We start from the raw sequence: 19,176 nt of genomic DNA on the forward strand, positions 1-19,176 counted from the left end.
GATAATATTTGAATAAAGTTTTCTCTCTTATATTAGTTTTCTCACTATACTCTTACGCATCATTAATTGGATCAAGTTACTCTCAAAGAGATTTACAAATCTTAGAAGAGTTAGATATAACACCTTCTTTTATTAGTGATTATAAACTTCAAAGAGTTTACTCTCAATACCAAAGTAAATACAACTCAAGTAGTTATGTAGAAAAATTAAATGAAGCCTCTTTATTTGTACCAAAAATCAAAGAAATTTTAAAAGAAGAGGGAATCCCTGACGTATTTATTTATATGGCAATGGCTGAATCAAACTTTACTATGGATGCAAAATCTAGAGTAAGGGCAACTGGTTTATGGCAATTTATGAGTGCAACGGGAAGAAGATATGGCTTAGAAAATGATTTATATGTAGATGAAAGAATGGATTTAATCAAGTCTACAAAAGCAGCAGCTGATTACTTAAATAGATTACATAGATTATTTGATAAGTGGTACTTAGCAGCAATTGCATATAACTGTGGGGAAGGTAGAGTTATTGAAGCAATTACACGAGCTACAATTGACCTTTATGTAGAACAAAACCCAAAAATGAAATATGATAAGAGAATATTAGAGTATAGAAATACTATTAGAGCTTATCAAGAAAAAAGAGTTAGATTTAAAGAGATTAGAAAAATTTATAATGTTGTTAAAAAATGGGATATAAAGCCTGATATTAACGACTTACTAACTGTTCAAAATAAAATTAGCAGACAATATATTCCAAGTGAGAGTAGAAGCTATATTAGAAAAATCATCTCTTTAGCGATGATGAAATCTCAAAGTTTTATTAGAGATGAAGAAAACTCTCATCTTTTAAATATGGGAATTTCAACTACAGTTGCAACTGTTCCAGTTAAAGGTGGATTACACCTAAGAAATATAGCAAACTCAATTGGAATGAGTTATGAAGAGTTATTAGAACTAAATAAACATATCAAACAATCAATTATTCCACCTACTAAAAAAGTATATGAGATAAATATTCCATATAGTAGGTTAAGTAGGTTTAATGAAGCAAAAGACAGTATTAAAGACACTAAGTTTTTAGTTCATATTGTAAGAAGTGGAGATACTTTATATGGTCTTTCAAGAAAATATAAAATTCCATATAGTCTTATTAAAGATTACAATAATTTAAAGTCAAATATGCTTTCTTTAAAGCAAAAGATTATTTTGCCAATTCCTAAAGATATGTTAGGAAAAATTAAATTTTCAAATGATAGATATAGAACTGGTAAAAAGTATACTGTAAAGAGTGGAGACTCTTTATATTCTATTGCAAAAAGATATAAAATTAAAGTAGAAAAATTAAAAAGAGATAATAATCTAAAAACATCACTTTTAAGAATTGGAGATAAAATTGTTATCAGGTAAGTCAATAAAAACAACACTATTTTTAGGAGCTTGTGCATCTATTTTTTTAACTGGATGTTCAACGAAAACTACATCAGATTCATACATACCTTATTATGGAAAGACTGAAAAGAAAAAGACATTTAAGCCTTTAGGTGATCAAGCGATTAAAAACTCTAAGGCAATGCATAGAGCTACAATGAGACCTTATAAGGTTCATGGAAAATGGTATTACCCAACTTTAGCAAAGGTTGGAGATACTCAAAGAGGTATTGCATCTTGGTATGGACCAAACTTTCATGCAAAACTTACTTCAAATGGTGAAATGTATGATATGTATGCAATGACTGCAGCACATAAAACTTTACCAATGAACTCTATGGTAAAAGTAGACAACTTAGAAAATGGAAAGTCAGTAGTTGTAAGAATCAATGATAGAGGACCTTTTATTACTGGAAGAATTATTGACCTTTCAAATAAAGCAGCCCATGCAATTGATATGGTAGGGAAAGGTACTGCAAGTGTTAAAATTGAAGTACTAGGTTTCAATGCAAAGATTGCTACTACTAAAGAAGAGAAACAAGAAACAGCAACTGTTGGAAGATATTATGTTCAAGTTGGAGCTTTCAGCAGATTAGAGGGTGCAAAAATTACAAAAAGAAAGTTTGAGCTAATCCTTGAAGATGGATATAATGTTATAATTAAAAAAAGTGATTTAAATAGAGTTTGGATTAGTGGCTTTAGATCAGAGCAAGAAGCCCAAGACTTTAAAGAAGCAAATGGTCTAAGTGGTGCACCAATTATTGCAAAATAGGAATATAGTATGACAGAGATAAATAGAAAAACAAAAGAAACAGATATTAAATGTAAAGTAGATACTCAAGGTAATGGAAAATCAAATATAAATACTGGAGTAGGTTTTTTTGACCATATGCTAGAAGCTTTATCAAAACATAGTGGAATTGATATTGATTTATCTTGTGATGGAGATTTACATATTGATGCTCACCATACGGTAGAGGATTGTGGTATTGTTTTAGGTAAAGCACTTAAAGATGAAATTTTTCCTATTGAAAATGTAGAAAGATATGGAAATGCAACTGTAGTTATGGATGAAGCTGCAACTATATGTGCTTTAGATTTATCAAATAGACCATTTTTAGTTTATGAAGTTAATTTAAGTGGAAAAGTAGGTGAGTTTGATGTAGAACTTGCAGAAGAGTTTTTTCATGCTTTAGTTATGAACGCAGGTCTTACTTGTCATATTATAAATGAAAGAGGAAGAAATAAACACCACATTTTAGAAGCTAGTTTCAAAGCTTTTGCAGTTGCATTAAGAAGAGCAATGGCAAGAAATGAAAAACTAGGAGTTCCTAGTACAAAAGGTGTTTTATGATTGAGTTAATTGTTCTTGATGTTGATGGAACATTAACAAATGGACAAATAACATACACTAATAGTGGCGATGAGCTTAAATCATTTGATGTTGCAGATGGTTTAGCAATTGCTACGTGGACAAAAAAGCTTGGTAAAAAAGCAGCAATTATTACTGGAAGAAACTCTAAAATAGTTGAAACTAGAGCAAAAGATTTAAATATTACGCATCTTCATCAAGGTATTCATAATAAAGATGAAGTTTTAGAAAATATTTTAAAAGAAGAAAACTTATCTTGGAACCAAGTTGCAGCTATTGGTGATGATTTAAATGACTATAAAATGCTTAAAAAAGCTGGTCTTTCATTTACTCCTGCAAATGGTTCAAAATATATTGAAGATGTAGTAAATATAAGATGTGAAGCATATGGTGGAAGTGGTGCAGTAAAAGAGATGATTGAATATATCATTAAAGAAGATGGAATTGAAGAGGAATATGTAAACTCATGGTTATAAGAGCATTTGTTTTAATTCTTCTAGTTTTATCAGTAACTAGCTACTTTATACCAGTCGAAAATGTAATTAAAAAAGATAATGAAGTAGAAACTCCTTTATTAGTATTTAATGATTCTACAATGTATACACTAACAACTGATAGTATGAATAGAATTGTTTATGCAAAAGAAGTTTATAGATTTGAAAAAAGAGATGTAATGCATGAAGGTGCATTAACTTTAAAAAACTTTGATAGTAAAAACAACTATGTGACAGATGTTTTATACTCTGATATTATTGTAAAAAGAGAAGATATCTATAAGTTCTTTAAAAATGTGAGATTTAAAAGAGAAGATTTTATCTCTTTAAATACAGATGAACTTTTTTATAATGCAAAAGAAGAGATTGTAACAAATACTCTTCCTTTTAATGGTAATTACTATAATAATACTATTAAAGGTGACAATCTATATTTAGATATGAAGAGTTATTTTATGAAATCAAATAATACACATTTTGAAATAGATATGAAGAATAAATAAAGGAATATAATTTAATGAAACTATTATTAAAACTAGCACTTGCTTCAACTTTAGTTTTCGCAAATGCAAATACAGAAAAACTTATTATAGATGCTAAAAATTTTGAAACAGATGATAAAAAAGGTATCTCTATTTTTACAGGTAATGTAAAACTAAAGATGGCAAAAGATAGGCTAAACGCAAATAAATTAGAAGTTTATATGAAACCAAAGTCTCAAGGACAAAATTTAGAGCCTTTAAAATATATTGCAACAGGAAATGTAAGTTTTACAATTTTTTCAAATGGTAAGCACTATAAAGGAAAAGGAAATAAAGTTATCTATGACCCAAAGAAACTAGAGTATACAGTTCTTGGAAAAGGTTACTTAAATGAAGTAACAGAAGATAGAAAACTTTATGGTGAGAAAATTTTCATTAATCAAGAAACAGGAAATGCTAAAGTTAGCGGAACAGATAATAAACCAGTTAGGTTTATTTTAAATATAGATAGTGGTAAAAAATAATGAAAATAGTAGATGCACAATTTTTAACTTCAGCACAAAGTATAACAGACTCTCCAGCTCCTGATAGAGCAGAAGTTGCTTTTTTAGGTAGATCTAATGTTGGTAAATCTTCATTATTAAATACTTTAACAAATAGAAAAGGTTTAGCAAAATCTTCTTCAACACCAGGAAAAACTCAACTTATTAATTATTTTGAGATTAAATTTAAAACAGGCAATGAAGAGTTACCATATCTTTATGCAAGATTTGTAGATTTACCAGGTTTTGGTTATGCAAAGGTTTCAAAAAGTTTAAAAAGAGACTGGAATAAAAACTTAACTGGATACTTAGAAGAAAGACCATGTTTACAGATTTTTGTTCATTTAGTTGATGCTAGACATACTGATTTAGCTATTGATAAAAATGTTGATGAGTTTTTAGGAACAATTAAAAGAGGGGATCAAATTATTATTCATGCTTTTACAAAGATTGACAAATTAAAGCAAAATGATTTACAAAAGCTAAAAAGAGCTTACCCTGATGGAATCTTTATTTCAAACTTGAAAAAAAGAGGTTTAGAACAACTTCAAAATAAAATTACAGGATATCTATTTGGAAATTAAATTTTTTAAACCTGATGTTACTCATATTGCCACAATGCAAGCTCTTGTAAAAGAAGAGGTTGAAAATGGAAATATTCTTTTACGAACAGAAGATGAAATGGCTAATACTATTAGAGCATATACTGTTGTAGAAGTAGACGGAGTAATGGCAGGATTTACAGCTTTACATATTCACTCTGCAAGATTAGCAGAAGTTAGAAGTTTAGTTGTATCTAAAAATTTTAGAGGTTTAAAACTAGGGCAAAAACTTGTTCAAGCCTGTATAGAAGAGGGTAGAAAATATAAGCTACAACAAATACTTTCTTTAACTTATGAAGAAGGTTTTTTCAAAAGTTTAGGTTTTGTAACTATTGAAAAAGAAGATATTCCTGAACATAAAATCTGGGCAGATTGCATTAGATGTAAACACTTCCCAGTATGTAATGAAATAGCAATGGTTTATGACCTATGAAAAAAATACTGTTTTTAATATTTGGCCTTAGTGTTATTTTATTAAAAGCAGACACTTCTGTTCTAAATAAAACTGATTTAGTAAAACTCACAAAAGAAGAAAAACTTTTCCTAATCGAAAAAGAGATTAGATGTGTAGCAACAAAAAACTGGCCACCTTTTAATTTTGAAGAAAATGGACAGCTTATTGGTATTTCACACGATTTTTGGCAACTTATAAAGAATAAAACACTTATTGACTCTAAATGTAAGCCTGTAAATAGCTTTCAAGAGGCTATGGAGCTTATAAAAGACAAAAGTGCAGATGTAGCTTTATCTTCAGCTGTAACGGAAAATAAACTCTATTATGGAAGGTTTTCTAAACCTTATGTCTCTTACCCAATTGCAATTGCTACAACTTTAGATAAACAATATATTTCAAATACTGAATCTTTAAACAACAAAAAAGTAGCAGTAGGTAAATTTTATAGTACTTATCAAATCTTAAAAAGTAAATATCCAAAGATAGAGTTTGTTGAAGTAGATGATAATATCGAAGCCTTAAAACTTTTATCAAGGGGTGAAGTTTATGCTGTAGTTGATATTTTACCTGTATTGTCTCTTATTATTGCAGATTATGGGTTTAAAAATATCAAGATAAGTGGAACAACTGAGTTTAATTTTGATGTTAGATTTATGGTTAGAAGTGATTATGAAAAGCTAATTCCTATTATAAATAAAGGAATAGAATCAATTACTCAAAAAGAATCAAGTGAGATTAAAAATAGATGGCTTTCTGTTAGACTTGAAAGTGTAGTTGATTTTTCAAGATTCTGGGAAATAGGTTTTATTGGTCTTTTAGTTCTTGTGATTTTATTTTATAGACAATATATTTTAAATAGACATAATAAAAAACTTCAAGAGGCAAATGAAGAGATTGAAAAGAAGACAAAAGAGTTAGAATCTAAAACAAATCAATTAGCAAAACAAAAAGAGCTTTTTGAAAAGATATATCATGAGTCTACAGACGGTATTTTTTTAATGCTTTTAGATACTAAAGAGATTATTGATTGTAATGATGCCACATTAAAAGTTTTAAAGTATAAAAATAAACAAGAGTTTTTAGGTTTAGGAATTGCAGACTTGTTTCCTACAAAACAGCCAAGTGGTTTATCTTCTGTTTTTAATATCTATAAAATGCTTGATACTGCTATTGAAAAGGGTTCAAACTCTTTTGAATTTGTATTTAAAAATAAAAGAAATAAAAATATCTGGCTTGAAGTTGTTTTAACAACAATTACAATTGATGATAAAAACTTAATACATGTTGTTTTAAGAGATATTGATAAAAGAAAAGAGATGGAAGAAGAGTTAAATATATTAACTCATAACTTAGAAGATAAAGTAAAACAAGAAGTTAAGAAAAATGAAGAGAAGACAAAGCAGCTATTACAACAAAGCAGACTTGCTCAAATGGGTGAAATGATCTCTATGATTGCTCACCAATGGAGACAGCCTTTAACAGCTATTTCTGCTACTACAAACAACTTATTACTTAGAATGATGATAAAAGATAGACCAAATGATGAAGAACTAAAAAGAGAAATCTCTTTAATCTCTGATTATTCTCAACACTTATCAAATACTATTGATGACTTTAGAAACTTCTTTAAAAGTGATAAACAAAAGACAAATACAACTTTAGAGAATATTGTTTCAAACTCTATTAACATTGTTAGAAACTCTTTAGAGGGGAACAATATTAAACTTACAGTTGATTTTGATTGTTATGAGTCTATTAATGTTTTTGCTTCTGAAGTAAATCAAGTTATTTTAAACCTAATTAAAAATGCTGAAGATGCTATTTTAGAAAACAAAATATCAAATGGAGAGATTAAGATATCAACTTCTTGCGAAGATGAGTTTTGTTATATAGAGATTAGTGATAATGGTGGAGGAATTCCAGCTAATATTATGGAAAAAGTATTTGATCCATACTTTTCTACTAAAAAGTCTAAAGAGGGAACAGGTTTAGGTCTTTATATGAGTAAGATAATCATTAATGACCATTGTAAAGGTCAACTATCTATAAAAAACAATTCTGAAGGAGCTGTTTTTACAGTTAAAATCCCATTGTCTTAAAAGTGATTTTCTTTTAATATAAAAGAATATATAATCAAAAAAAATATTATTAAAGATATAATTGATTATAAAGGTTAAGCTGTGGAAATCTCACTTGATACACAAATGTTTTCTCAAACAACTTATTCAAAGAAAGAGAAAACTACTTCAGAAGATTCATTTTCTTCATATTTAAAAACTACTCAAGAAATCTCTTCTAATATGTCAGAAGAAGAACAAAAACAGTTTGAAGAAAAAAATGCACTTGGAATCCAACGTTACAATACTTGGTTTAAAAATGATAACGGACACTATTTTGATGGTACAGTTTTGCAAAGAGATGAAAACCTAAGAAATGATTTTATAGAGTATATATCAGGAATGGATGACCGTGAATTTTTGATGTTAAACGTTAATCTTTGGTCTTCTTTTTCAAGTGGGCTAGTAGAAGATGAAAATGGAAATATAGTTTCTGGAAACCCTCCTAAAAATGTAAAAGAAGAGTTTTCTTCTTTGGGTTCTATTAAAAGATACTTTGAAGATGAAATAGATACCTTGGAACAAAATGCACAAAAATTTGGAGGAGATCCAAGTGAGATGATTAATCTTCTTTCAGATGTATTATCTTTTTTTAAAGGTAATAGTGTAGAAGATGATGATACAAGCTCTAAAAAAGAAGAAACAGCCCAAAAAGAAGAAGAGAATATTGAAGAAACAAAAGCATTGTATGAAGATATTTTATCTCTTTTAAAAACTGGCTTTACAACTTCTGAACTTGAAACAATTCAAAAACTTTTAATAGAGTTAAAAGAGAAAAGCAAAGAGGGCAACTACTCTAAAAGTGAAGTAGAAGAGATGTTAAGTAATGCAGAAAAAGAGATTGCAAAACTGCAAAAAAGGGTTAGTGGTGAAGTTGTTATAAAAAACAATGAAAATAGTTTAAGTAGTGAAGAAAACTCTTTAGACGAAGACTCAAAAAACTTCCTTCAAAGAATAGAAAAAGCAATGAAAACAATTGATACTTTAGCACTATCTAAAGATATAAGAGAAAATAGTGCTAAAGAGTCTGAAATTTTGCAGATGATAAACCAGTTTAAACAATAATCTTTTTTACATGGTTTTTGATAATTACTGGAACAAAGAACATTGATACAACATAAGACATCAATGTTCCTCCAATAAGAGCAACACCTAAGCCACCAAATACTGCATCTGTTGCAAGTAAAGTTGAAGCAAATACCATTGTTAAAACAGTTAGAATAATAGGTTTTGACCTTGTTGCAGTAGCTCTTGCTATTGCTTCATTTATACTAAGGCCTTTTTCCTCTACTAACTGTTTAGAAAAATCAATTATAAGTGTTGAATTTCTTGAGTTAATCCCAATTAGACCAATGAATCCAATCAAAGAAGTTGCAGTTAAATAGAAAGTATCTGTTGTTATAACATCCATTATAATATGTGCAAAAATAACTCCAATAATAGAGACAAAAGAGGCTAATACAATTCCACCTGAAAGAGCAAAGCTTTTATAATAAACAACCATTAAAAAGAAGATTAATACTAAAGCTATAATAAATGCTCCACCTAAATCAATAAAAGTATCTATAGTTACCTTTAACTCTCCATCCCATATAAGTTTGAATTTTTCTTTTGTTAGTTTATGGGTAAATTCAAGGTTTAACATATCTATTTTTGTAACTTCATAGTTATCATCAAAATCTTTTAAAAACTGTGTTCTAGCGTCTAACAGAGGGTATATTTGACTATCTTTATTTGTTTCAGCAATTACATTAATCATTTTTGCAAGATTCTTAGAAGTTAGTGTTGCTTCTTTTTCTACTTCTTTAATACGTACAAGTTCACTAAGTGGTACTTTAAAGCCATGTTTATTTATTAGTTTTAATTTTGAAAACTGCTCTAAGATAGCTTCTTTGCTATTTTCATTAAAAATTCTATTATTATCAAGTCTTAAAAATATAGGTATCTGACTTTGTTTATCTTCTTCATTTACAACAGCAACTTCTAAACCTTCAAAGCTTAAATATAGAGTGTTTTTTACTTGTTCTAAAGAAAGGGCACTTTGGATTATCTTATTATTATCTAGACTTACTTCAAACTTACTATATAAATCATCAGCCATAACATCAACATCTACTAAAGTCTCTTGATTTTCTAAAACTTTAGCAACTTTTTGTGCAAATTCTCGTCTATTTTCAAAAGAGTTTCCTCCATAGATTTCAGCAACAATAGAGGCCAAAACTGGTGGTCCAGCAGGTAGTTCTATAAGTTTGATATTTGCCTCATACTTTGAACACTGGTTTTGAAGTTCTTCCCTAATATTACTTACAAAATTGTAGCTTTGTATATTTCTATTTGAGGCTTTTTTTATATTTACCATTATCTCAGCTTGAGATTGTTTATCTTTTAAAGCACTTTGTTTAACAAGAGCAGCAAAATCTAAAGGTTGACCCTCTCCTATAAAAACAGAGATATTTGTTACAAGCTCTTTATTTATAAGTATCTTAGAAATACAAGATGTTACTTCTTTTGTCTGTTTTGTTGATGAACCATCTTTTAAATCAACATATACCGAAAAAGTATCTGAGTCTTTACTTGGAAGCATTTTAGCTTTTGTGATTTCTGTAGGAAAGGTTAAAATACTTAAAATAAAAAGTCCTAAGGTTATTGCATAAACAACAATAGATTTAGAAGGATTTTCAAGTATATTATAAATAAATTTTTCTAATTTCATCATCTAAATCCTTACAGAAACTTTTTAACTAAATATGGTGTAAACACATATGCAACAACTAATGACACAACAAGTGCAATAGGAACAAAAACAGGAAGAGGGTGCATAAATTGTCCCATCATTCCTCCAACAAAAAACATAGGAATAAAAGTCATGATAATGGCTACTGTTGCAATATTTGTAGCATTCCCAATCTCATTTGTAGCATTTATTGATAAGGCTTTTATATCAAGCTTTTCCTTATCTTCTTTTTTGTGTCTAACTATATTTTCAATTACAATAATAGCTGCATCTACAAGCATACCAAGACTTACTATTAGTGCAAATAGTGTAATTCTATTTATGGTTTCATCTAATAAAAATCCTACAAATAAAGTTAGAGATAAAATCATTGGTACAAGAAGTGAGACTATCATTGCTTCTTTTACTCCTAGTGTAAAGATAAGTAAAATAGCAATGATTAAAATAGAAATTAATAGATTTTGTACTAAAGAGTTTACAGCATTGTTTGCTGTATATCCATCATCCCTTGTAATAACATATTTTATACCTTTTTTTGCTAACTCATCTTTTTTTGTTTCCATGTAAGAGAATATCTTTTCATTTATAGTAACTGAGTTTGAACCTTTTAATTTTGAAACTGTAAGAGTTGTTTGAGAAATACCATCTTTTAACTCTTTTGTATAAAGTATTGCTTCTTTTTTATTTTGTATATCATATGATTTTTCAATATTTGCAACATCTTTTAAATAGACAGCCGCACCATAGTTGTATGAGATAATTATGTTTTCTAAATCCTCTTCTGACTCTATTGCATTTTTGATATTTAAAATTGTTAAATCATTTTGCAAGTTGTCACTTTTTATGCTTGGCATTGTATGAGCTAAGGCTTTTATTCTATTTGCAATTTGTCCTATAGATAGGTTATATTGAGAAAGTTTATTTGCATCAATTTGTACATTGTATTGATCTTTTTTCTCTCCTTTTAAATCAACTAAGGCTACATTTTCAATCTTGTTTATTTCATGGCCTAATTTATTTACTTCATTATATAGTTCTGCTTGGCTTAAAATCTTATCATTTGTATAAAAAGCAAGGGTTGCAATAGGAATATCTGTATCAATATCCATTGTTTTAACTATCGGAGGTAAAGCTCCTGTAGGTAGCATATCTATATTTTTCATGATTTGGTCATATAGCTTTAGGTTTGATTCTTCTTTATCTTCTCCAATATAGTATTGAACTTGTACTATTCCCACTGAGTCTTTTGCATATGAATAAATATATTCAACCCCTTTGATTTCTTTAGTTTTCTTTTCCAGTGGTTCTATTATTACCTTTTGTATTTCATTAGGTTTTGCTCCTGGAAGTGCAACTATAACTGCTCCTCCACTAACTTTTATTTGAGGGTTTTCTTCTCTTGGCATAAACTCTAAAGAGATAAATCCTAGCATAAGTATAAAGATTGATAAAATAAGTGTAAGCGGGTGTTCTATAAAGGTTTTTGCTAGTTTCCCTGCAATATTTAAATTATCATTCATTATTTAGCTCCAAGTATACCTTTGTATACATTCCTGGATAGACTTGTTTATCTTTTTTATCAAATGAAAGTTTGATGATAAAAGAGTGAGTCATACTGTTTGTATCTGGAATTATAGAAGTTACTACACCTGTAGTTTGAAGATTGATTGATTCTATATTAACTTTTGCCTTATTTCCTATTTTAACTACTTGTAAAGCTGATTCTGAAATTGAAGATTTTATTTTTAAAGAGTCTAAATCTGTAAGAATAAAAGCAGGCATAGAGGGTACTGCTATTTCTCCTTGTTTTACACTTTTTTTAATGATTAAACCATTATTTGGAGCTTTTACCTTTAAATAATCATACTGTTTTAGAACTTCTTTTACCTTTGCTTTTGCAATATTCAATTGACTTTTTGTATTTTTGAATTTAAGTTCTAATTGCTCTAAATCATATTTTGATACTAAATCTTTTTTATATAATCTTTCATATCTTTCATAGTTTAGTTTTATATTTTCAAGACTATTTTCTAAGATTTGTTTATTAAATAGGGCTTCTTTTTTTAGACTATCAATATTTGAAGAGTCTATTTCATAAAGAGTTTGTCCTTTCTTTACGAACTCTCCTTCTTTTACATTTACTTTTTTAATTAAACCCATAAACTTACTTGTAATCACTTTTTCATTGTCTGAAATGACTGTACCAGTTATTTCAAGTGCTTGTAGATTTATAATCAGTAAAATAGTTAATATTAGTATCTTTTTCATTTGTTCCCTTTAAATAAGTCATTTCCTAAAGCTAGATTAAATTGTGCCATAGCAAGTGAGTTTTCATATTTTGATAAAATTAATTCAGCTTCATTTTGTCTATAAATAGCTTCTTGTTTAAGTAGTTCAGACATAGAGATTAGTTTATTTTTATACATCAGCTTTGATTGTTCTAAAACTTCATATGCTAACTCTTTTGCTTTTAGTTTCTCTTCTAATACTTTACTTTTTGCATTAAGATTTAGTTTTGCTTTTTTTACTTCTAATTTAATACTATCTTCTAACTCTTGTTTTTGAAGAAGAGATTTTTTATATTGTAGTTTACTTTTTTGTAAGTCATGTTCTCTTGTTTCATCAAAAATTGTAAATTTAACTCCAACAAGAGCCATGTAGTAATCTTTCTCATCATTTGACGTGATTTTATTGTCATTAAATCCATATTCAACATATGAATAAACAGATGGATAATATGTGGCTTTATTTAATTGGATATTCTTTTTATAAAGGTTATTTGTAGTTTTTAGTATTTTTATTTCATCTCTTTTTTCTAAAGCAGAAGAAGTATCTATATTTTTATTTATCTCATATTTTTTAAGTTTTTTTACATCTGTTATATTTTCAATTCCGGTTAAAAAACTAAGATAAGCTAATGATAATTCAAAATTGTTTTTTGCTTGAATAAAACTACTTTGTGTATTTAGTCTTTTAACTTGGGCTTGTTTTTTATCAATCTTTGTTACCAAACCCTCTTTATAAAACTCACTTGCAGTATCTTCATATTTTTTTACAGCAACTAAGGCATTTTTAGAAGCTTCTAAAAACTCTTTTGCAACAACTGCATTATTATAAGCTTTTAAAACCTCTAGTGATAAATAGTTAATATCTATATTTAGTTTTATTTGCTCTGCTTTTTTTTGTAAAGATAAAATATCTTCTTGGCTTGAAAGTTTAAAACCTGTAAATAAAGGAATAGAGTAGGTAAGTTTTGTATTAAAGTTTTTTCTACTATCTGGATAGTTTAAGTCCTCTGGTTCTGTTGTGATTGCTTGTCCAAATTGCGAAAATCCAAAGTCCTCAAAGGTAGCTTCCCTTGATGAAAGTTTTGAATTAAATACATGACCAGCATGGTTTGTTTTACTTGCTTCATGTATTAAGTCAATATTTCCATAAGAGAAAGATTGTACTTTTTTTAAGTCTTCATGTTTTTGTTTTATCTCTATTTCTTGCTGTTTGATTTTTTTACTATATTCAATAGTTGAACTTAATGCTTTATCAAAGCTAATTGTTTGAGAAAAACTAAGTGTTGATAGTAATAATATATATAATATCAACTTATGCATATATACTCCTAGAGTTTATTTAGTGGGATTATACATTAAAAATTTAAATAAAACAATTATAAGAAAAATTTATTTATATTTATCTTCTGTTTTTTTAGTCAATAGTGCCAAAAGTAACACAACAATAGCAATAACTATAAAGCTTATAATTTCATTCTGTAAGTTTTCCATTTAATTAAATCCTTTTATTTATAGTATAATATTTTTCATAAATTTAAAAGGATAAGTATGTATTTAAAAGATTCAAATAGTTTTGAACAAAACCATATTCCTAAAACGGACAAAGCTAGTATCGCAGTTTTAACACCAAATGAAGATAAAGATTTTATTGTTAGAAAAATAGTTTTAAAAAGTGGTGGATCAATGCCAAATCATACAAATATAATACAACATCAACAGTTTGTTTTAAGTGGTGAGGCAAAAGTAGTTGTAGGAACTGAAGAGTATAAAGCAAAGCAGGGTGACTTTATTTATATTCCAGCAGGAGTTGAACATTACTATGAAGCCTGTTATGGAAGTGATTATGAATTTTTATGTATGATTACTACTAAAGAAGATGAAATAACTTTTATATAAAATAACTTTTTTTTTATTACTTATTTATAAGGAAGAAGTATATACTATAATATAACATTATTATAAAAGATTATATTATGATTAAGTTACTTTCTATTTTACTTTTTCTTTCTAGTGTTTTATTTTCTAAAAGTATCTTCAATGATGAAGAACTAAAATATATAGAAAATAAGAAATATATAACTGTTTCCAATGAGTTTGATTATGAACCTTATGATTTTAATCGAAATGGCAAACCATCAGGATACTCAATTGACCTATTGGAACTTATTTTAAAAGATAGTGGCCTTAAGATTAAATATTCAACAAAGCCTTGGACTCAATTACTAGAAGACTTATACAGTGGGAAACTAGATATTATTCATACTATTTATAAAACTAAAGAAAGAGAAAAAACAATGTCTTTTTCTACTGGTTATTCTAAAGTTATTCAAAGTTACATAATTAGAAAAAATGAAAAAGATATCGATAATATAGATAAGCTTTTTGCTAAAAAAGTAGGTGTTTCAAAAGGTTGGGGTGAAGTAGAGTTTTTTAAAAGATTTCCTCAAATTAAAATGGTATTTTATGAAAATATTGAAGAGAAACTAAATGCCTTAAGTATTGGTGAAATTGATGCCATAGTAAATAGTAATAATGTAGCTAACTACTATATCAAAAAGTATGGATATACTAATTTAAAAATTTCAAACTCTGTTAAAAATATGTATGGAGCAAGACTTAATAATCATCATTATGCTGCACTTAAAGAAAATTCTATTTTAATTTCAATAATAAATAAAGCCTATGATAATACTTCAATTGATGATATTGAAGAATTAAATAAAAAGTGGTTTGGAAAAGCTAATAGTTCAAATGTTATTTTTAATGAAAAAGAACAAGAGTACTTAGATAGGAAAAAAAGTATAAATCTATGTATTGATCCAGATTGGTTACCTTATGAGAGTTTTGATAAAAGAGGTAATCATATTGGTCTTAGTGCCGATTATTTTAAACTTTTTTCACAAGAGTCTGGATTGAAATTCAATACAGTAAAAACAGACTCATGGAGTCAATCCTTAGAATATATGAAAAATAAGAAATGTGATATGGTATCTTTTATAACTCATACAAAAGAGAGGGAACAATTTTTTAACTTTACATCTGCATATTTAAAAATACCAATTGTAATTGCCACAAAATTAGATATTTCATTTATTGATAACTTTAACAATTTAGGAGATAGAAAAATAGCAATTGTAAAAGGTTATGGTGTAGCAAAGAGTTTATTAGAAAAATATCCTAATCTAAATATTGAGTATGTTGATAATATTTCAAAGGGTTTAGACTTAGTAGCAAAAGGAGAGGTTTTTGGATATGTAGACTCTTTTGCAACAATTAGCCATACTCTTCAATCAGAGCAAAAAACTCAGCTAAAAATAGCTGGAGAAGCTGATATATATTGGAATCTAAGTTCTGGTGTAAGAAAAGATGAACCTATTTTAGTTGATATTATGGAAAAACTAATAAATAGTGTAAGTGTAGAGCAAAAACAGAAAATACTTAATAACTGGATTGTTATAAAATATGAGAAAACTATTGATTACAGTTTGATATGGAAAATTCTTTTATTTTTCACTTTGGTTCTTTTACTTTTTATCTATAAACAATACCTAATGAAAAAATCTATTAATGAGTTTTCTCAATTAATTGATTCTACAATGGAAGCAATACTGATTTTTAAAGAAGATAAGTTAGTAGATTCAAATGAAAGTGCGGTAAAGATATTTGCTTATCTTAATAAAAAAGATATGAAAGGTATGACTTTTGATGATTTTATTTCAGGGGAATCAAAAGAATTAGCATATAAAGAAAGAGAAAATGCAGAGGATAATATTGAGCTTTTAGCACAAAGAAAAGATGGAAGTAAGTTTCATGCTTTATTTAGAGACTCAAGCTTAAAAGATAAGAATATTAGAGTAATAAGTGTAATTGATATTACTCATATAAAACAATTAGAGTCCCAAACAAAACAAGCACAAATGGGAGAAATGATAGAGAATATAGCTCACCAATGGAGACAGCCTTTAAGTACAATCTCTACTATTTCTTCAGGTATTAGTTTGAATATAGATTTAGGAAATAAACCTGAATATAACACCATATCAGAGGATATGAATCGTATAGTTAGTACTACAAAATATTTATCAAATACAATTGAAACCTTTAGAAACTTTTTAAAAGAGAAAAAAGAGTTAAAAGAGGTTGTTTTACAAGATAGATTAAATTTAGTAATTAGTATTGTAAGTGATTCATTAAAGAGTAGACATATTCAATTAAAAAATAATATAGATGAAGAAAAATTTACCTTTACTACAATAGTAGGAGAGTTAGACCAAGTACTTATAAATATAATAAATAATGCCAAGGATGCAATTAAAGAAAATGATATAAAAGAGCCATGGGTAGAACTAAATTTAGAGAAAAAAGAGAAATACTTTTTATTAACTATTGAAGATAATGCAAAGGGAATTCCTGAAAAGATAATTGATAAAATTTTTGATCCATATTTTACTACAAAACATAAATCTCAAGGTACAGGTTTAGGATTACATATGAGTTATAAAATTGTTACTGAGAGTTTAAGGGGAAAACTTTATGTAGAGAATACAAAAAATGGTGCAAAGTTCTTTATAGAAATACCTTACACCTTTGAATAAGTCACTTAAAGGACTGGGCGAGGTTTCCAATAATCAATGCCCAACCATCAATTACAATAAAGAAAATAATCTTTATGGGCAGAGAAATCATAACAGGTGGAAGCATCATCCTGATAATTTATTCTCTGTAAGTACTATGAAATCGTAGTTCTTAATTTTATGTGGATATTATTGGATTTATTTTATTCATAAATATTGATATTAAGAGAGAAACTATTCTTCTCAGATTCAATATAAGCTGAGTATACATTAAATAAATATTCAGTAGTAGTATGTCCTAACATTCTAGCTATTTCTGTAACTTTAAAATGACCTGAGTTTAGCATATTTGTAGCAAAGGTATGTCTCATTTCATATAGTCTTCTTTTCTTTAAAGCTAAATCTTTAAGTAGTGGATACCAATGATTTTGTGCAATCCATTGTGTATCTGACCAAGGTAAGCCATTAGGTCTAGGGAATACATATTCTGAATGACCACTTATTTTTCTTTGCTTATCAATAAATTCTCTTACTTTTGCAAACATAGGTAAAGTTCTAATTGAGCTTTCAGTTTTTGGTGTTGTATCTTGATTAAAGTCTCTAGTTCTTCTAATGTAGATTTCTTTGTCTCCAATGTCAATCCACTTTAAAGCTATTAGTTCTCCACTTCTAAGACCTAAGCTTGTTGCAATACCAATATAATTATGAAACCATCCAAAGCTGTTATCTAAGAGTAATTTAACTTCATCAACAGAGAAGGGTGTTATCACTGGTTTCTTTTTCTTTGGATGTTTGATATTTTTAAAAAGGTTACTAGATAATACTCCATCATATACAGCTTCTTGAAGAATACCACTAAATACAGTTCTATAAAGTTCTACTGTTTTTGCAGTTTTGCCCTCTTCAAAATGATTGTTTAAAAATTGTTTTAAAGTACTTATTTTTATATCTTTGATTTTCATTTTACCATATTCAGGAAGTATCCATTTATCAATCATTTTGCAGTATCTAATATATGTTCTTTCTTTTAGGAAATGCTTTTTCTCTTCTTTAAACCTTTCAATGTAGTAGAAAAGTTTTACATTACTACTTTTATTGTTACTAACTTCTATGATAAAGTTTGGTAGAAGTTCTCTTTCAACGTATTTTAGATTTTTCTTTGTATTATTCAATCCTGTTGAACGTTTTCTTTGTTTTCCATTAACTTGTACGCTCATGTAGATTTTGTTTCTATATATAAATGTTGAAGCCATTTTATTTCTCCTTGTTCTAGAGAAACAATCTTTTTTAGTATGTTTTAGTTTATATTGTCCCATTTCTTATATATATTTAATAATATATAATATGAGATTATCTTGGTTTTTTAGTTAGTTTAGATATTGTTCACCTTTCCATAATTATTAGTTTATATACTCTATTAAATCGTCATCCATCTCATAATAGATGCCTTCATATGATAGGTCTATAGCAATACTTTCATAATCTATATTGTTAGATATAATAGAAGGAATAGACTTTAAATCATAAAGTTCTTCTATTAAAGTATAAGAATACTCTTTTAGTGAAGTGTTTTCATAAATTACAACATCTTCATATTTATCTAAAGCTTCATCTATATTTGAAACAATAGATTGTTCTATTAGAAACTTTATTGCTTTTAGTTCTATAACACTTAAGCTTTCAAGTTTTTCAATAGTTGAATTTAACTCAAAGATATTTTCATATTCACTTATATCCCATAAGCTAATCTCTTCCCATTCCCAATCTGTTATGAAGTACTCTTCATGTTTTTCATAACCGTAATTTAAAGCACATAAATTTTCACCACTAGTAAGTATCTTACTCACAATTTCCTCTAAATCATCACAAGGTAAACTAATCCATTCTCCATGTAGATGGCCTTTGTTATAAGCACTTAAGTCTGTAATAAATACTTTTAACATCTTAAACTCCTTTTTTGATATTAAAGTACATTAGATGTACTTTCTCATAGTATTAAAGAAAAAGTTGTGATATTAGAAGTAGATAATGTAAGGTAATGTAGTTTAGTCAATTAAAAAACTCAGGTTAATAAGTATATGAGGGGG

Annotated in this window: 18 protein-coding genes and 1 pseudogene; 12 read left to right on the forward strand and 7 right to left on the reverse strand. The window is 27.6% G+C overall.

Translation table 11 applies throughout. From position 1 onward, the window contains the following. Window positions 1-8 precede the first annotated feature (8 nt). From CRV03_RS01405 to CRV03_RS01450, 10 genes are all read left to right on the forward strand, one after another. Entirely contained in the window at window positions 9-1,409 is a 1,401-nt protein-coding gene (locus tag CRV03_RS01405) for a lytic transglycosylase domain-containing protein (protein ID WP_129083354.1), read from the forward strand. Next, window positions 1,396-2,202 carry a septal ring lytic transglycosylase RlpA family protein gene (locus CRV03_RS01410; protein ID WP_309109178.1) on the forward strand — a complete coding sequence of 269 codons (807 nt, stop codon included), beginning with the start codon at window positions 1,396-1,398 and terminating at the stop codon, window positions 2,200-2,202. The genes CRV03_RS01405 and CRV03_RS01410 overlap by 14 nt, the downstream gene beginning before the upstream one ends. A 9-nt stretch (window positions 2,203-2,211) precedes the next feature. Further along, window positions 2,212-2,784: an imidazoleglycerol-phosphate dehydratase HisB gene (gene hisB, locus CRV03_RS01415; RefSeq protein WP_129083355.1), complete on the forward strand. Its 573-nt coding sequence runs from the start codon at window positions 2,212-2,214 to the stop codon at window positions 2,782-2,784. Then, window positions 2,781-3,278: an HAD family hydrolase gene (locus CRV03_RS01420; protein ID WP_129083356.1), complete on the forward strand. Its 498-nt coding sequence runs from the start codon at window positions 2,781-2,783 to the stop codon at window positions 3,276-3,278. The genes hisB and CRV03_RS01420 overlap by 4 nt, the downstream gene beginning before the upstream one ends. Next, window positions 3,269-3,799, forward strand: a complete 531-nt coding sequence (locus CRV03_RS01425) for a hypothetical protein (RefSeq protein WP_129083357.1) — start codon at window positions 3,269-3,271, stop codon at window positions 3,797-3,799. The genes CRV03_RS01420 and CRV03_RS01425 overlap by 10 nt, the downstream gene beginning before the upstream one ends. A gap of 14 nt (window positions 3,800-3,813) precedes the next feature. Continuing rightward, a complete protein-coding gene (locus CRV03_RS01430) occupies window positions 3,814-4,302 on the forward strand; it encodes an LptA/OstA family protein (RefSeq protein ID WP_129083358.1) in 489 nt (162 codons plus the stop codon). Next, a complete protein-coding gene (gene yihA, locus CRV03_RS01435; protein WP_129083359.1) occupies window positions 4,302-4,904 on the forward strand; it encodes a ribosome biogenesis GTP-binding protein YihA/YsxC in 603 nt (200 codons plus the stop codon). Before CRV03_RS01430 ends, yihA begins: the two co-directional genes overlap by 1 nt. After that, the gene (locus CRV03_RS01440; RefSeq protein WP_129083360.1) at window positions 4,894-5,355 is read left to right on the forward strand and encodes an N-acetyltransferase; all 462 of its coding nucleotides are present in this window, start codon (window positions 4,894-4,896) and stop codon (window positions 5,353-5,355) included. The genes yihA and CRV03_RS01440 overlap by 11 nt, the downstream gene beginning before the upstream one ends. After that, window positions 5,352-7,475: an ATP-binding protein gene (locus CRV03_RS01445; RefSeq protein WP_129083361.1), complete on the forward strand. Its 2,124-nt coding sequence runs from the start codon at window positions 5,352-5,354 to the stop codon at window positions 7,473-7,475. The genes CRV03_RS01440 and CRV03_RS01445 overlap by 4 nt, the downstream gene beginning before the upstream one ends. 81 nt (window positions 7,476-7,556) lie before the next feature. Further along, window positions 7,557-8,558: a hypothetical protein gene (locus tag CRV03_RS01450; RefSeq protein ID WP_129083362.1), complete on the forward strand. Its 1,002-nt coding sequence runs from the start codon at window positions 7,557-7,559 to the stop codon at window positions 8,556-8,558. Here the strand turns inward: CRV03_RS01450 and CRV03_RS01455 are convergent. Genes CRV03_RS01455 through CRV03_RS01470 form a run of 4 tightly spaced genes read right to left on the reverse strand, consistent with a single transcriptional unit; the run spans window position 8,548 to window position 13,835 of the window. Next, window positions 8,548-10,209 (reverse strand): efflux RND transporter permease subunit, encoded by a 1,662-nt coding sequence (locus CRV03_RS01455; protein ID WP_258238971.1) that lies wholly within the window; start codon window positions 10,207-10,209, stop codon window positions 8,548-8,550. The genes CRV03_RS01450 and CRV03_RS01455 overlap by 11 nt on opposite strands. Window positions 10,210-10,217: 8 nt before the next feature. Beyond that, on the reverse strand, window positions 10,218-11,747 hold the full coding sequence (locus tag CRV03_RS01460) for an efflux RND transporter permease subunit (protein ID WP_129083363.1): 1,530 nt from the start codon (window positions 11,745-11,747) through the stop codon (window positions 10,218-10,220). Continuing rightward, the gene (locus CRV03_RS01465; RefSeq protein ID WP_129083364.1) at window positions 11,740-12,495 is read right to left on the reverse strand and encodes an efflux RND transporter periplasmic adaptor subunit; all 756 of its coding nucleotides are present in this window, start codon (window positions 12,493-12,495) and stop codon (window positions 11,740-11,742) included. The genes CRV03_RS01460 and CRV03_RS01465 overlap by 8 nt, the downstream gene beginning before the upstream one ends. Continuing rightward, a complete protein-coding gene (locus CRV03_RS01470; protein WP_129083365.1) occupies window positions 12,492-13,835 on the reverse strand; it encodes a TolC family protein in 1,344 nt (447 codons plus the stop codon). The genes CRV03_RS01465 and CRV03_RS01470 overlap by 4 nt, the downstream gene beginning before the upstream one ends. A gap of 228 nt (window positions 13,836-14,063) precedes the next feature. On the opposite strand from CRV03_RS01470, the gene CRV03_RS01475 reads away from it, so the two are divergent. Both CRV03_RS01475 and CRV03_RS01480 read left to right on the forward strand, forming a co-directional pair. Then, window positions 14,064-14,411: a cupin domain-containing protein gene (locus CRV03_RS01475; protein ID WP_129083366.1), complete on the forward strand. Its 348-nt coding sequence runs from the start codon at window positions 14,064-14,066 to the stop codon at window positions 14,409-14,411. A 77-nt stretch (window positions 14,412-14,488) separates the two neighbouring features. Further along, entirely contained in the window at window positions 14,489-17,110 is a 2,622-nt protein-coding gene (locus tag CRV03_RS01480; protein WP_129083367.1) for a transporter substrate-binding domain-containing protein, read from the forward strand. Between the two features lies 1 nt (window position 17,111). Here CRV03_RS01480 and CRV03_RS01485 read toward each other — a convergent pair. The 3 genes and pseudogenes from CRV03_RS01485 to CRV03_RS01495 form a co-directional block, all read right to left on the reverse strand. Then, window positions 17,112-17,219 (reverse strand): annotated as a pseudogene (locus CRV03_RS01485) (flagellar biosynthetic protein FliP); the annotation flags it as partial. 73 nt (window positions 17,220-17,292) lie between these two features. Next, entirely contained in the window at window positions 17,293-18,342 is a 1,050-nt protein-coding gene (locus CRV03_RS01490) for a site-specific integrase (protein ID WP_164968593.1), read from the reverse strand. A gap of 147 nt (window positions 18,343-18,489) precedes the next feature. Continuing rightward, window positions 18,490-19,032, reverse strand: coding sequence for an antirestriction protein ArdA (locus tag CRV03_RS01495; protein WP_129083370.1), 543 nt, complete (start codon window positions 19,030-19,032; stop codon window positions 18,490-18,492). Between the last annotated feature and the right edge of the window lie 144 nt (window positions 19,033-19,176).

Source organism: Arcobacter sp. F155 (genome assembly GCF_004116455.1).
Classification (GTDB): domain Bacteria; phylum Campylobacterota; class Campylobacteria; order Campylobacterales; family Arcobacteraceae; genus Halarcobacter.

Bases quoted from the DNA above. Each gene is read 5' to 3' on its own strand.
- hisB (WP_129083355.1), top strand. From the start codon at position 2,212: ATGACAGAGATAAATAGAAAAACAAAAGAAACAGATATTAAATGTAAA.
- CRV03_RS01420 (WP_129083356.1), top strand. From the start codon at position 2,781: ATGATTGAGTTAATTGTTCTTGATGTTGATGGAACATTAACAAATGGA.
- CRV03_RS01425 (WP_129083357.1), top strand. From the start codon at position 3,269: ATGGTTATAAGAGCATTTGTTTTAATTCTTCTAGTTTTATCAGTAACT.
- CRV03_RS01430 (WP_129083358.1), top strand. From the start codon at position 3,814: ATGAAACTATTATTAAAACTAGCACTTGCTTCAACTTTAGTTTTCGCA.
- yihA (WP_129083359.1), top strand. From the start codon at position 4,302: ATGAAAATAGTAGATGCACAATTTTTAACTTCAGCACAAAGTATAACA.
- CRV03_RS01445 (WP_129083361.1), top strand. From the start codon at position 5,352: ATGAAAAAAATACTGTTTTTAATATTTGGCCTTAGTGTTATTTTATTA.
- CRV03_RS01455 (WP_258238971.1), bottom strand. From the start codon at position 10,209: ATGATGAAATTAGAAAAATTTATTTATAATATACTTGAAAATCCTTCT.
- CRV03_RS01460 (WP_129083363.1), bottom strand. From the start codon at position 11,747: ATGAATGATAATTTAAATATTGCAGGGAAACTAGCAAAAACCTTTATA.
- CRV03_RS01465 (WP_129083364.1), bottom strand. From the start codon at position 12,495: ATGAAAAAGATACTAATATTAACTATTTTACTGATTATAAATCTACAA.
- CRV03_RS01470 (WP_129083365.1), bottom strand. From the start codon at position 13,835: ATGCATAAGTTGATATTATATATATTATTACTATCAACACTTAGTTTT.
- CRV03_RS01475 (WP_129083366.1), top strand. From the start codon at position 14,064: ATGTATTTAAAAGATTCAAATAGTTTTGAACAAAACCATATTCCTAAA.
- CRV03_RS01480 (WP_129083367.1), top strand. From the start codon at position 14,489: ATGATTAAGTTACTTTCTATTTTACTTTTTCTTTCTAGTGTTTTATTT.
- CRV03_RS01490 (WP_164968593.1), bottom strand. From the start codon at position 18,342: ATGGCTTCAACATTTATATATAGAAACAAAATCTACATGAGCGTACAA.
- CRV03_RS01495 (WP_129083370.1), bottom strand. From the start codon at position 19,032: ATGTTAAAAGTATTTATTACAGACTTAAGTGCTTATAACAAAGGCCAT.